Annotated in this window: 15 protein-coding genes; 10 read left to right on the top strand and 5 right to left on the bottom strand. The window is 70.9% G+C overall.

The features are described 5' to 3' along the window. Nucleotides 1–31: 31 nt before the first annotated feature. On the bottom strand, nt 32–520 hold the full coding sequence (locus tag JAP66_RS15595; RefSeq protein ID WP_199432463.1) for an Rv3235 family protein: 489 nt from the start codon (nt 518–520) through the stop codon (nt 32–34). 168 nt (nt 521–688) lie between these two features. Between JAP66_RS15595 and JAP66_RS15590 the strand changes: the two genes are divergently transcribed. The 5 genes from JAP66_RS15590 to JAP66_RS15570 all read left to right on the top strand — a co-directional run bounded on the left by JAP66_RS15590 (nt 689) and on the right by JAP66_RS15570 (nt 4,327). After that, nucleotides 689–1,096, top strand: coding sequence for an HAD-IA family hydrolase (locus JAP66_RS15590; protein WP_199432462.1), 408 nt, complete (start codon nt 689–691; stop codon nt 1,094–1,096). Between the two features lie 54 nt (nt 1,097–1,150). Then, the gene (locus JAP66_RS15585) at nt 1,151–1,597 is read left to right on the top strand and encodes a hypothetical protein (RefSeq protein WP_199432461.1); all 447 of its coding nucleotides are present in this window, start codon (nt 1,151–1,153) and stop codon (nt 1,595–1,597) included. Further along, on the top strand, nt 1,594–2,226 hold the full coding sequence (locus tag JAP66_RS15580) for a DUF3558 domain-containing protein (protein ID WP_307849574.1): 633 nt from the start codon (nt 1,594–1,596) through the stop codon (nt 2,224–2,226). The genes JAP66_RS15585 and JAP66_RS15580 overlap by 4 nt, the downstream gene beginning before the upstream one ends. A 65-nt stretch (nt 2,227–2,291) precedes the next feature. Next, on the top strand, nt 2,292–3,572 hold the full coding sequence (locus JAP66_RS15575) for a hypothetical protein (protein WP_235999084.1): 1,281 nt from the start codon (nt 2,292–2,294) through the stop codon (nt 3,570–3,572). After that, a complete protein-coding gene (locus JAP66_RS15570; protein WP_307849573.1) occupies nt 3,569–4,327 on the top strand; it encodes an ESX secretion-associated protein EspG in 759 nt (252 codons plus the stop codon). The genes JAP66_RS15575 and JAP66_RS15570 overlap by 4 nt, the downstream gene beginning before the upstream one ends. A 43-nt stretch (nt 4,328–4,370) precedes the next feature. Here JAP66_RS15570 and JAP66_RS15565 read toward each other — a convergent pair whose 3' ends face one another. Next, a complete protein-coding gene (locus JAP66_RS15565) occupies nt 4,371–5,135 on the bottom strand; it encodes a TrmH family RNA methyltransferase (RefSeq protein WP_199432458.1) in 765 nt (254 codons plus the stop codon). Between the two features lie 35 nt (nt 5,136–5,170). Between JAP66_RS15565 and JAP66_RS15560 the strand changes: the two genes are divergently transcribed. Genes JAP66_RS15560 through pruA form a run of 3 tightly spaced genes read left to right on the top strand, consistent with a single transcriptional unit; the run spans nt 5,171 to nt 8,764 of the window. Beyond that, complete coding sequence (locus JAP66_RS15560; protein WP_199432457.1) at nt 5,171–6,577, top strand: WS/DGAT/MGAT family O-acyltransferase; 1,407 nt, start codon at nt 5,171–5,173, stop codon at nt 6,575–6,577. Beyond that, a complete protein-coding gene (locus tag JAP66_RS15555; RefSeq protein ID WP_199432456.1) occupies nt 6,574–7,086 on the top strand; it encodes a DUF6912 family protein in 513 nt (170 codons plus the stop codon). The genes JAP66_RS15560 and JAP66_RS15555 overlap by 4 nt, the downstream gene beginning before the upstream one ends. 49 nt (nt 7,087–7,135) lie before the next feature. Then, on the top strand, nt 7,136–8,764 hold the full coding sequence (gene pruA / locus JAP66_RS15550; protein WP_199432455.1) for an L-glutamate gamma-semialdehyde dehydrogenase: 1,629 nt from the start codon (nt 7,136–7,138) through the stop codon (nt 8,762–8,764). Nucleotides 8,765–8,837: 73 nt separating this feature from the next. Here pruA and JAP66_RS15545 read toward each other — a convergent pair whose 3' ends face one another. Both JAP66_RS15545 and rsgA read right to left on the bottom strand, forming a co-directional pair. Continuing rightward, the gene (locus tag JAP66_RS15545; protein ID WP_199432454.1) at nt 8,838–9,686 is read right to left on the bottom strand and encodes an SCO4651 family lipoprotein; all 849 of its coding nucleotides are present in this window, start codon (nt 9,684–9,686) and stop codon (nt 8,838–8,840) included. 110 nt (nt 9,687–9,796) lie between these two features. Next, nucleotides 9,797–10,801: a ribosome small subunit-dependent GTPase A gene (rsgA, locus tag JAP66_RS15540; protein WP_199432453.1), complete on the bottom strand. Its 1,005-nt coding sequence runs from the start codon at nt 10,799–10,801 to the stop codon at nt 9,797–9,799. A gap of 157 nt (nt 10,802–10,958) precedes the next feature. Here rsgA and JAP66_RS15535 point away from each other — a divergent pair, with 157 nt between their 5' ends. Beyond that, nucleotides 10,959–11,750: an SOS response-associated peptidase gene (locus JAP66_RS15535; protein ID WP_199432452.1), complete on the top strand. Its 792-nt coding sequence runs from the start codon at nt 10,959–10,961 to the stop codon at nt 11,748–11,750. Continuing rightward, on the top strand, nt 11,747–12,361 hold the full coding sequence (locus tag JAP66_RS15530) for an alpha/beta hydrolase family protein (protein WP_199432451.1): 615 nt from the start codon (nt 11,747–11,749) through the stop codon (nt 12,359–12,361). Before JAP66_RS15535 ends, JAP66_RS15530 begins: the two co-directional genes overlap by 4 nt. Before the next feature lie 8 nt (nt 12,362–12,369). Here the strand turns inward: JAP66_RS15530 and ybaK are convergent, their stop codons facing one another. Beyond that, nucleotides 12,370–12,846: a Cys-tRNA(Pro) deacylase gene (ybaK, locus tag JAP66_RS15525; protein ID WP_199432450.1), complete on the bottom strand. Its 477-nt coding sequence runs from the start codon at nt 12,844–12,846 to the stop codon at nt 12,370–12,372. Between the last annotated feature and the right edge of the window lie 124 nt (nt 12,847–12,970).

Genomic DNA, 12,970 nt, shown 5'->3' with positions numbered 1-12,970 from the left:
GCCGCGGGGGCACCTGTCGTGCTGTGCCCGGTCAGCGCCGGTGCGCGCCCGGATCGAGCAGGCCGAAGTAGGTGCAACGCCAATGACCGTCGCCGTACTGGAAGCGGGCCACGACGGCGAGCGCACGTCCGCCCCCGTAGGCGGTGCCGCACGCCTCGACGGCGTCGGCGGCCGGTCGGCACGCGTGCACCTTGCGAAGTGTGTAGCGCGGGCCCACGGTGCGGGGGCTGTCGCGCAGCCGCCGTTGCAGGGCCGGCGCCAGCCAGGGACCGAGCTGGGCGGCGGGCCTGCTTCCGGTGTGGACCTCCAGCAGCGCCACGAGCAGACTGTGCAGCCGCCGCCGGTCCAGCTCGGGCCGTGGCGGGGCCGCCGCCGCCCGCTGCGCCGGTACCTCGGCCAGCAGGTCGTCGAGGCTGAGCTGACCGGCCGCCACGGCCGCTCGCGGTGTCCGGTCGTCGTGTCTGACCGGTTCGTACGGGTTGAGCGGCAGTAGTCCCCCACCGGACGAATTCGTTGGCATCCGTCTCCTCCGAGATCGTGCAAAGCGAGTGATCCCCCTGACCACCCATAAGGGAGAGGACCGAGCGAGCCGGATCGGGCAACATCGCACCTGTTTTGATGAACGCGGCCGAATGTGCGCGTGCGCGAGGCGCCGATGCGGTATGGGGCGGATCCGTAGGCTGGGCGAGTGCTGAGAGGGATCGTGCTCGACTACGCCGGGGTGCTCACCGACGCCGACTCCGGCCTCCTGCTCGGTGCGGTGCATGCCGCTCGCGGTCATGGCGTCCGGACCGCGCTGCTGTCGAATGCCGACGGCGGAGGCGCCGTGCGGCGCAGGCTTTCCGCCTGGTTCGACGCTCTGCTGTTCTCCGGCGAGACCGGTGTCGCGAAGCCGGATGCGGCGGCGTTCCGGCTGACGGCCGACCGGCTGGGACTGGCGCCGTCGGCGTGCGTGTTCGTCGACGACGCGGCGCACAACGTGGCGGGTGCGGTGGCGACGGGCATGGTCGGGGTCCGGCACCGGTCGGTGACCGAGACGCTCGGGGAACTGGCGGTGTTGTTCCCGGGTGTTGTGGAATCGTCTGACGTGGGTTGAGCGGTCGGCTACCCTCGTGTACTGGATCGTCACGGTGTGAACTGGGAGTTGGGGATGGCCGACGAGGCGTGGATGGGCGAGAAGCGCCTGGATGACGTGGTCGCCGGTGGCGCGACCGAGCAGGTGCGGCAGGTCTTCGGGGGTACGTCCTTCTGGGAGAAGGCCGTACCGGGCGGCTCCGGCTCGTGGACCTTCGACCGGGAGCAGATCGAAGCCGTGATCGGCAAGTGGGAAGCCCTGCTCGAAGACGTCCAAGAGGATCGCGCGCTTCTTAACGGTCTCATGGGCACCGTGGTGCATCCGTCTGAAGACGATCCGAGTAAGAAGTTCGTGAACCTGGTGTGGGACGGCTTGGGCTCTCTGTCTGAATCGAATACATCGATGCTGGTCTACATCGACAACTTCCTCGGCAAGTTGAGGGACGCCAGGGACCGGATAGCGAAGGCGGAAGCTCGGAACGAGGAACCGTTCCAGGCTGCGACCGCGTCCACCGAGCGATGATGGTGACGCGTCGGGTGGCCGTGTCGGTCATCAGCGTTTCGGCGCTTCTACTTGCCGCGTGTTCACAATCCGAATCCGGGAGCGCGACACCCGAGTCGCCGGGGTCGTCGCCCGCGGCAGGCGGGGAGCCGGTGCCCTCGGTGACCGCGCCGCTCGATCCGTCGGCCTATCTGGATGATCCCTGCCGACTGGTTCCGCAGGAGACGGTTGCCGGTCTCGGCTACTCCGACGGAGGCGAGGTGCGTGACGCGGAGGACGACGCCGGCGCCGCGTTGGCGGGGCCCGGATGTCTTTGGGAAGTCTCAACGGGCATCAGGGCGATTCAGTTGATCATTCAGACCGGTGCGCGCGATGACGGAAACGGCGGGCTTCGAGGCGGTTACGAAGTGTATGAGGAGTACGACGGCTTCGCCTATTGGGAGCCGACGACAGTGGCGGACCATCCGGCGGCATTCGTCGATGTCCGTGACCAACGGGATCGCGGTGACTGCGGCATGATGGTCGGACTGGCGGACGACCTCTCGTTCTTCGTGACGGCCCGGGGATATGCCGGGGAGCCGGATGCGGCTTGTCAGGACGCCGAAACCGTGGCCGGACAGGTCATCGAGACATTGAAGGGGGGCGCCTGACAATGGACGGCACGGCTATTTACCACAACTTCAAAGACGGCGAGGGCACTGACCGACTTGAGTCGGTGGCCAACGAGATCGAGCGCCTCAAGGCGACCTACGTCGACCGCGCGCGGTCGATCCAGGGCATCCAGTCGGAGATGGAGTCCGCGTGGACCGGTGATGCGGGGGCAGCCGCAAGCGAGGGCGCGGGCCCGCTGATGCAGGCGCTCGAAGAGTCCGCCATGAACATGGACGCCACGACCGGTGCGACCATGAGCCAGTCCGGCGCCTGGCACGACGCCTCGAACTCAGTGGAGCCGGTGCCGCCGATGCCGGAGAAGCCGAACCCCTGGACCACCGGTCTCAAGGCGGCGATTCCCGTGGCCGGTCCTTTCATGGCCGCCGACGACCTCAACTCCTACCAAGACGCCGCCGAGGCGCACAACAAGGCCTCGCAGCACAACGTCGACGTCATGAACGGCTACGCGAGCCAGACGAACGGCAACTCGAACTTTCCGCGCACCTACGGCGTCCTGGAACCGGGCGGCGCGTCGATCTCGGTGAACAGCTCCACGCCCTCCGCCATCTCGGGCGAAACGTCCAGCGTCCCGGAGACCACGAGCGCGTCCCGGTTCGCCGGCTCGGCGCCGGTGACGGGAGGGTCCCCCGGCTCCCCGGTGGGCGCAGGCCCGAACGTCGGTTCGCCGATCGCCACCGGCGCCGGTCCCGCTCCCGGGCCGGTGAGCGCGGGACCGTCGGTGTCGAGCGGGCCGACGACGGCCGGTCCGGGCAACGCTCCCGCGCCGGGGACGCCCACCGGCGCCGCGGCGGCGACGAATGTGCCACCCGCGGCCGGGGCGGCGTCCACGAACCGGACCAACCAGCCTCGGACCGGCTTCGGCAGGCCCCCCTCCGGCACCGGATCGCAGCGACCCACCTCCGGCGCGGCCCGCGGTGGCACCGCCAGCGGACCGGGCTCCTCCCGTGGCGGCAGCGGCTTCGGCGAGCGGGCCGGCAGCCGGCTCTACGGCCAGGGCGCCGCCGGCCGTGGCGCCGCCGCCGGTGAGGGCGCCGGTGGCCGCGTGCCCGCCGACGGTGCGCGTGGTCTCGGCGGCGCCAAGGGCACCGGTGCGGGTCTCCCCGGTGGCGCGGCGGCAGCCGACTCGGCCGCGGCGCGCGGCGGTGGTGCCGCGGGTGGCGCCCGGGGCGCGGGTGGCATGGCCCCGATGGGCGCCGGCGCGGGCAAGGGCAAGGGGTCGGACGACGACGAACACCAGCGTGCGTCCTACCTGCAGGAGAACGACCCCGACGAGGTCTTCATCGGCAAGCTCGACAGAACCACGCCCCCGGTGATCGGCGAGTGACCCGCGAGCGGGTGGACCTTCCGATCGCGGCGCTCGCCGGCGCCGTCGCCCGGGAGAAGCTGGGGGAGTTGCACCTCGTCCTGCAACCCGAGCCGATCTGGCTGCCGGAAGAGGCACGGGGCGAGGCGGAGTCCGCCGTCGACGAGGCGCTGGCCGAGGCGGGACTGGTCGACGGCCGCGGCCGCGTCGACGTCGAGTTCCTGGACTGGCTGCCCCTGCTGACCAACGCCTCGCTCGAGTACTACGGCTGGTTCACCGCTGACGGCACGACGTGGGGAGTGCTGACGGCCGCGCGAGGCGTGCAGGGACTGCTCGCCGTCCGTAGAGCGGACTGGGTCACGCTCGTGCCGATCGGCCGCAACCGCCTGGCGGAGTCACTGGTGGAGCAGTTGCCCGAGCTGGTGCCCGGTGGCGGCACGCCCTGGAGCGTCCGGGTGGCCGACCTGGAGGCCGCCGGCCGGGCCGGCACGCACGATCGCGCGCTGCCCGTGGACGTACGGGAGGTCGTCAAGGTCGTCCAGCGGCCTGTCAGCGGCAGTGGCGAGCTCTACGCCGCCGAGCGTGACGAGCGCGGCCGCTGTCTCCGGCTCCGCCGGCCACTGCACTATGTGGACACCGACTGGGGCCGCTACCTCAACTACACCCACGGCACCGGGGACGACGAGGAGATCCACATCGCGCCCGGCAGCCCCGGCGCCATCGTGGCCGCGCTGGAACGTCTCCGCAGCGATCTCGTGAGTGCGCATTCAAGCTAGAACTCGCGTAGCCACTCACGACCAGCCACTCACGACCAGCCACTCACGAGCCGCGGCGAACGAGCTCGAAGCACACGACGGCGGCGGCCGCGGAGACGTTGAGCGACTCCACCTCGCCCGGCATCGGGATGGACACCCAGCCCGCCACGAGATCCGCCACATCCGCACCGATGCCGGTGCTCTCGCCACCGAGCACGAACGCGACCCGCGAGGGCAGCTCGACGTCGAACACGGACTCCGTACCCGCCGCTCCCAGCGCGTAGACGGCGTAGCCCGCCTCGCCGAGCTGTTCCACGGCATCCGCCGCGGTCGCGCAGCGCAGTACCGGCGAGCGGAACGCCACCCCCGCCGACGCCTTCACCACCAGCGGATCGAGCGCGGCGACCCCCCGGCGCGGCACCACGATCCCACCGAGCCCCGCCGCCGTGGCCGTGCGCAGGATCATCCCGACGTTGGCCGGAGTGGTGATGCCGTCGAGCACCAGGATCGGTGCCGGCGGCCGCCGCTCGGCCAGCGCGGTCGCCAGCGGCCGCATCCGCGGGGCCACCACATCGGCGAGGACGCCCTGGTCCTGTTTGCCGTTGCCGGCCAGCACCTTCACCCGGTGCGCGCTGGCGCGCTGGATCTCGACGCCCCTCGCCTTCGCCGCACGCTGCAGCTCGGCAACGGCCGGTCCCCGCGCGGTGTCCGCCAGTATCACCTTGTCGACATCGAGACCGGGATCGGTGAGTGCTTCGAGCACCGGCTTCCGGCCGTAGACGGTCAGGAAGCGGTCCTTCGGCGAAACAGCCCGGTCGTCGTCACCCACGGCGAGAAGTCTCCCACCTGTGTCAGGATCACCCCATGCCCGACCGTCTCTCCGCGCTGGACGCCTCGTTCCTCTACGTGGAGCAGCCCGCCACCCCGATGCACGTCGGCGGGGTCGCGATCTTCGAGCGGCCACGGGACGATTTCGACTACGGCAGGCTGGTGGAGCTGGTCAGGCACCGCCTGGGATACCTGCCCCGCTACCGGCAGCGGGTGCTACCTGTGCCCGGTCACCTCGCGCGGCCGGTGTGGGTGGACGACGTGGACTTCGACCTCAACTACCATGTCCGCCGCTCGGCGCTGCCCGCTCCCGGCAGCGACGCCCAGCTGTTCGATCTCGTGGCCCGGCTGATGTCCCGCCCGCTCGACCACGAGCGCCCGCTGTGGGAGGCGTACTACGTCGAGGGCCTGGCGAACGGCCGCGTCGCGCTGATCACCAAGACCCACCAGGCCATGATCGACGGTGTCGGAACCGTCGAGCTCGGCCAGCTCATCATGGATCCCTCGCCGCACGAGCGGGAGCCCTGCGAGGACACCTGGTCACCGCGCAGGCAGCCCAGCCGCGCCCAGCTGGTGCTCGACGCGTTCGGCGAGGCCGTCCAGCGTCCCGGCGAGGTCGTGGAGAACGTCCGGTCGGCGGCGCGTGACGCGGCCGCGACCGCCGAGAAGCTGGTCGACGCGGTGGGTGGCGTCACCTCGACGTTGCGTGCGGTCGCCCGCCCCGCGCCGCCCGGTCCGCTGAACGCGCGCGTCTCCGGCGGCCGGGTGTTCGCGGGGGTCCGGACGAGCCTGGAGGCCTACCGCAAGGTGCGCGCGCGGCACGGGGGAACCGTGAACGACGCCGTGCTCGCGGTGCTCACCGGGGCGCTGCGGGATTGGCTGGCCTCCCGCGGGGAGACGCTCACCCCGACGGCGACCGTGCGCGCCCTCGTGCCGCTCGCCGTACTCGACCCGGACGCCGCGGAGTTCTCCCCGGCAGGGCTCGTCAACAACTGGATCGAGCCGTACCTCGTCGATCTTCCCGTCGGCGAGCCGGACCCGGTGCTGCGGTTGCAGCACATCGGCCACGCGATGGCCGAGCACGTCGACTCGGAACGGTCGGTCACGGCGCGGGCGATGCTGAGGGTCGGCGGGTTCGCGCCGGCGACCATGCACTCGCTGGCGGCGCGTGCGGCCGCGTCGTTCTCCAGCCGGATCTTCAACGTGCTCGTCACGAACTCGCCCGGACCTCAGCAACCGTTGTACGCGGGCCCGGCGAGGCTGGCCGAGATCTACCCGATCATGCCGCTTGCCCGGGATCAGGCGCTGGCGGTCGGCATCACCTCCTACCACGGTGACGTCTACTTCGGACTAAACGGCGATCGCAAGGCGTTCCATGACGTGGATGCCCTTGGCGGGATGATCGAGGAAGCGCTCGAGCAACTGGAAGGGACACACTGGTGAGGGTCTACCTGCCTGCCACGATCGGCATGCTGCGCCAACTGGTCGCCGAAGGAGAGCTCAGGCCGGTGAGCGGGACGGCGTTCGCGCTCACGCCGGCGCTGCGCGAGTCCTACACCAGCGGGTCGACGGAGGAGCTCGAGTACGCCGCGCTGCTCGACGCGGCCAGGGCCTCCCTGCGGCTGCTCGCCTCGGCGCAGGAGCCCGGCGCGTCCGACGACAAGGAGCCGCCCCGCCGGGTGGTGATCTCCGCGGACGCGGAGGACGTCACCCTTCGCCCCGATCTGGACTACGCCGTCGTTCGGCTCGCAGGCCCGGTGCGACTGGAGGATGTCGCGGCCGTCCACGTCGACGCTCCCGAGGCCGAGCAGGCCGTACTGGCCGCCGCCGCCGTGGTCGACGCGGCCGATCTCGGCGATCCGGATGCGGAGTTCACCCTCGGCGACGTGGAGGACCACGAGCTGGCCTGGTACGCCGCGCAGGAACTGCCCTTCCTGCTGGAACTCATGTAACCATGGGGTGAACCGCTCACGAGGCGGAGGATCAGGAGGCGAACTGACCATGGACGCTGTGACATCCGTTCCCGTGCCGGTCAACGAGCCGGTACGCACGTATGCGCCGGGGACCGCCGAGCGCGAGTCGCTCCTCCGGCGCCTTGCCGAGCTCGAAGCCGACAAGCACGAGCTGACCCAGACGATCGGCGGGCGGCACGCACTCGCCGGCGGGGAGCCCTTCGACGTCGTCGAGCCGCACGACCACGGGCACGTGCTCGGCGTCAGCGCGCAGGCGAGCAGGGAGGACGTGGCCGGCGCCGTCGGGGCGGCGAAGTCCGCGGCCCGCGAGTGGAGCGAGCTGCCGTTCGACGAGCGCGCCGCGGTGTTCCTGCGGGCGGCGGAGCTGATGGCGGGCCCGTACCGCGACACGCTGAACGCCGCGACCATGCTGGGGCAGTCGAAGTCGGTGCAGCAGGCGGAGATCGACGCGGCCTGCGAGCTGATCGACTTCCTGCGCTTCAACGTGCACTACGCGCGGCGGATCCTCGCCGAGCAGCCGAACTCCGTGCCCGGAGTGTGGAACCGCATGGAGTACCGGCCGCTGGACGGCTTCGTCGTGGCGATCACCCCGTTCAACTTCACCGCGATCGCGGGCAACCTGCCGAGTGCGCCCGCGCTGATGGGCAACACGGTGGTGTGGAAGCCGACGCCGACACAGCAGCTCGCCGCGCACTACACGATGCGGGTGTTCGAGGAGGCGGGCCTGCCGCCCGGGGTGATCAACATGGTCACCGGCGACGGCCAGGCGGTTAGCGAGGTCGCCCTCGCCGACCGGGACTTCGCCGGCCTGCACTTCACCGGTTCCACCACGACGTTCAAGCTGCTGTGGCGCACGATCGCCGACCGGCTCGACGACTACACCGGCTACCCGCGCATCGTGGGGGAGACCGGAGGGAAGGACTTCGTCGTCGCGCACCCCTCGGCGAACCCGGACAAGCTCGTCACCGCGCTCGTGCGCGGCGCCTTCGAGTACCAGGGGCAGAAGTGCTCCGCCGTCTCCCGCGCCTACATCGCGCGCTCGCTCTGGGAAGGCGGCTTGCGGGAGCAGCTCGCCGACGTCACGCGGACCGTGAAGTACGGCGACGTCAAGGATCTCTCCCTCTTCGGCGGCGCGGTGATCAACGCCCGCGCGTTCGCCAAGCACAGGGAGCTGCTATCCAGTGTGGACAGTGACCCGGCGGTGAGCGTGCTCGTCGGCGGCGGCTGCGACGACCAGATCGGTTACTTCGTCGAGCCGACCGTGCTGGTGTCCGAGGACCCCGCGCACACGCTGTTCTCGACCGAGTACTTCGGCCCGATCATGGCCGTGCACGTCTACGAGGACGGTGACTACGAGCGGATTCTGGAGACGGTGGACGCCAGTGCCCCCTACGCGCTGACCGGCGCGGTGTTCGCCGACGACCGCAACGCGATCCAGCAGGCGCATCGGGCCCTGCGGCAGGCGGCGGGCAACTTCTACGTCAACGACAAGCCCACCGGCTCGATCGTCGGTCAGCAGCCGTTCGGTGGTGCCAGGGGGTCGGGCACCAACGACAAGGCCGGGTCGATGTTCAACCTGCAGCGCTGGGTCAGCCCGCGTGCGATCAAGGAGACCTTCGACGCGCCGACCAGCATCGCCTACCCACACATGGGCTGAGCGGACGCACACACAGCGTGCGGGCCGCCTTCGAGGACTCCTCGAAGGCGGCCCGCACGCGTTTGTGAGTGGGTCAGTTCGGCATTGCGGGCATCTCGCCGACCTGGTCGGCAGGCGGTGCCTGCACATCGACCGGGGCGCCCCAGTCGGTGTACTTCATGACCATCGAGCCGCCCTGGCCGGGCGCGCCCGCGGCCTCGGCGATGGCACCCATGTCCATCGTGACCTGGACGGGAAGCTGGTCGCCGTTCAGCCAGAGCTCCATCGGGAGCTTGTCGATCTTGCCGGCCAGCTGCTGGACCTGCTCCGGCGTCAGGTTGCCGGGGGCCTGGTCGGCCAGCTTGGCGAAGTCGAGGTCGATCCAGTAGTGGGTGACGTCCTGGCCGTCGAGCGTCGTCTTCTCGCTGTTGGTGATGGTGCCGGCCTGCTGGATCTGCTCCAGCGTCTTGCTCGGGTCGTTCTGCTCGGCCATCTGGTCGAACATCGGGCCGATGGCCTGCGACATCGGGTCGCTGCCGTCGGGCGAGATCTTGATCCACGGCTTGCCGCCGGTGGAACCGCTCATCTCCTCGGGCATCTTGATGTACATCGTCCGGTCGACGAAGCGCATCTCCATCGACTGGCCCTGCGCGTCCATCGTCATCGACATCGCCGTGTTGGCGCCGTCGTACAGTCCTTCACCGCTGGCGGTGATCTGCTGGCCGCCCATGTCCATCTCGAGTGAGAACTTGGAGGACTTGCTCTGCTCGGTCTTCTGCGACGCGGCGTCGACCAGTTCCTGGGCGTCTGCGAACAGGCTCGTACCGGAACCGGAGCCGGACTCACCGACCGGGCTGGCGGTGCCCCCTTCTTCGTTGCCACCGCACGCGCCGAGCGCGAGAACCAGCGCGAATCCGCTGGCGGCGAGGGCTGTTTTACGCATGGAGTTCCCCTTGCATCAATGTTGCCTTCGTGATCCGACCGCATGAATCGGACGGCGGAACTGGTACCAGGGTTCCACACGCCGGCGACTCCGTGTAGTGAACGGCGAGATCACGTTTCGATTCCGGCTCGCGACGCGAGCAGCCTGCGCAGCGACGCCAGCCTCCCCGGGCCCGCGGCACCGTCCGCCACCACGTCGTCCAGAGCGCAGTCCGGGTCGTCCGGCGGTCCGAGGTGCCCGCAGCCGGAGGGGCACTCCTCGGCGGCCTCGGCGAACTCGGGAAACGCGCTGACGATGTCGTCGGCGGTCACGTGGGCCAGGCCGAACGACCGGATACCGGGCGTGTCCACCACCCAGCCGCCGCCGGGCAGCGGCAGCGCGACCGCGCTCACGGACGTGTGCCTGCCCTTGCCGACGGCGCTCACCGCGCCGGTGGCCAGCTCGGCGTCCGGCACCATCCGGTTCACCAGTGTCGACTTGCCGACTCCGGAGTGCCCGACCAGTGCCGTCACGCGCCCGCGCAGGCGTTCGAACAGCTCCGTCGGCTGCTCGTCACGCCGGGTGACGACCGCGGGCACCTCGAGGTCGGCGTAGGAGGCCAGCAGCTCGTCCGGTGCGGCGAGGTCGGCTTTCGTCAGGCACAGCACCGGCTCGAGCCCACCGGTGTAGCAGGCGACGAGGCAGCGGTCCACGAATCCCGTGCGCGGCGGCGGATCGGCCAGCGCGGTCACGATGAGCAGTTGCTCGGCGTTCGCGACCACCACCCGTTCGTAGGGATCCGTGTCGTCGGCGGTGCGCCGCAGCACGCTCGCGCGCTCGTCGACGCGCACGATCCTGGCCAGCGTGTCCGGCCTGCCGCTGACGTCGCCCACCAGGCCGACGCGGTCGCCGACGACGACCGGCGTGCGGCCAAGCTCACGGGCGCGCATGGCGGTGACGAGCCGGTCCGGGGCACTCGCGATCGCGCAGGTCCAGCGGCCTCGGTCGACCGCGGTCACCATCGCCGGGGTGGCGTCGGCATGCGCCGGACGGAGCTTGCTGCGTGGGCGGGTTCCCTTGCCCGGGCGCACCCGGACGTCGGACTCGTCGAGCTCGCGCCAGTCCCTGCGGGCCAAACTGTCACACCCTCCTGCTTGGGTACCACTGACAACCTTGGGTACCACTGACAACCTTGGGTACCACTGACAACGATGATCCCCCATTGCCCTCGCCACGGCTCGGCAACCGTGTCACGATGGCGCCGGGAGAGCCAGGAGAAGGAGGCCGAAGACGATGTGCGGCCGCTACGCCGCCACGAAGGACCCGGCCACGCTGATGGCCGAGTTCGACGCGGTGGACGGCACCGAGGGACACGCGCCCTCGGCGGACTACAACGTCGCGCCCACGAAGAAGGTCGTGAGCGTCGTGCAGCGCCACCCACGTGAGGCGGACGGCACCGTGCTCGACGAGGAGCCCGCCGTGCGCAGCCTGCGGGTGATGCGCTGGGGCCTCGTGCCGTTCTGGGCGAAGGATCCGGCGATCGGCAGCCGGATGATCAACACCCGCGCCGAGACCGCCACCGAGAAGCCGGCCTTCCGCAAGGCCCTGTCCCGTCGCCGCTGCCTGGTGCCTGCCGACGGCTGGTTCGAGTGGCGGGCGGCGGAGGGCGGCGGCAAGAAGGCCCCCAAGGAACCGTTCTTTATGACGTCGGGTGACGGTTCGTCGCTGGCGTTCGCCGGCATCTGGGAGACGTGGCGCGATCCGAAGGCCGCCGCCGACGACCCGCCGCTGGTCACCTGCTCGGTGCTGACCACCGACGCCATCGGCCGCCTCACCGAGATCCACCACCGGATGCCGCTGGTGCTGCCCCGGCAGCGCTGGGACGCCTGGCTCGATCCCGACCGCACCGAGGTGGACGGCCTGCTCGCGCCGCCCGACCTGGGGTTCGTCGACTCGTTGGAGCTGCGGCCGGTATCCACCAGGGTGAACAACGTCCGCAACAACGGCCCGGAGCTCGTGGAGCGGGCCGAGCCGGAGCCCGCGAGCCTCGACGGCGGGCTCTTCGAGGTACCCAACCCGTCATGACCCGCACGCGGATCGACACCCCGCACGGCCCGGCCGTCGCGGAGCTGCACTGCGCCGCCGAGGGCTCGGCGGGGCTGCTGCTCGGGCACGGCGCGGGTGGCGGCATCGGTGCCGCGGACCTCGTGGCGGTCACCAGGGCGGCCCAGGAGGCCGGTGTGCACGTGGCGCTGGTCGAGCAGCCCTACCGAGTGGCGGGCCGGCGAGCGCCCGCACCGGCGAAACAGCTCGACGCGGCCTGGCTCGCGGTGACCGAGGAGCTGGCCAGGACCTGGTTCGACGGTCTGCCGCTCGTTTTCGGCGGCCGCTCGTCGGGCGCCAGGGTGGCCTGCCGGACCGCCGCGAGCGGGCAGGCGGTAGCCGTGCTCTGCTTGGCGTTCCCGGTGCACCCGCCCGGCAAGCCGGAGAAGACCCGCCAGCCCGAGCTCGACGCCGTCGAGGTGCCCGTACTGGTGATACAGGGTGAGCGTGACCCGTTCGGCAGGCCGGCGGCGGGCCCGCACCACGAAATCGTCTTCCTTTCCGGCGACCACAGCCTCAAGGCCGATCTGGACGGCGTGTTCCGGGCATCCGCCGAATGGCTCGCGCGCGTCCTGCGGCCGCACACGTCCTGAGGGCCTGGTCAGGCGGCGATCGGCGCCACGGTGGCACCGGTCAGCCGGACCAGGTCGGCGGGGGCGAGCTCGATCTCCAGGCCGCGCCTGCCGCCCGAGCACAGCACCGTGCCGAACCGCTCCGCGGAGGAGTCGACCACCACAGGCAGCCTGCTGCGCTGGCCGAGCGGGGAGATGCCGCCAAGCACGTATCCGGTCGCGCGCTGAGCGGCGGCCGTGTCCGCCATTCGTGCCTTCTTGCCGCCGACCGCCGCGGCGAGTGCCTTCAAATCGAGCTGGCCGGTGACGGGGACCACGCCCACCGTGAGCCTGCCGTCCACCTCGGCGACCAGGGTCTTGAACACCTGCTCGGCCGCCACCCCCAGTGCCTCGGCGGCCTCGGTGCCGTAGGACTCGTGTCGCGGATCGTGATCGTACGTGTGCACCGTGTGCGCGACCTTGTGCTTGACCAGCAGTGCGGTCGCCGGTGTGCCCTTCCCAGCCACACGCGGATCCTAGGCCGGGCCCGATCGCGCCGGGGAATTCGGCACCGGGCGCTCGCGTTGCACCACACGTGCCGACCACGCTGACCAGAGCCGCGAGCCGATCCCGGGTACCCTCGAAGGCGAC

The organism is Qaidamihabitans albus (assembly GCF_016464705.1).
GTDB lineage: Bacteria > Actinomycetota > Actinomycetes > Mycobacteriales > Pseudonocardiaceae > Qaidamihabitans > Qaidamihabitans albus.
Note: the sequence above shows the minus strand (reverse complement) of the source record. Positions and strands in the feature narration are given on the sequence as shown.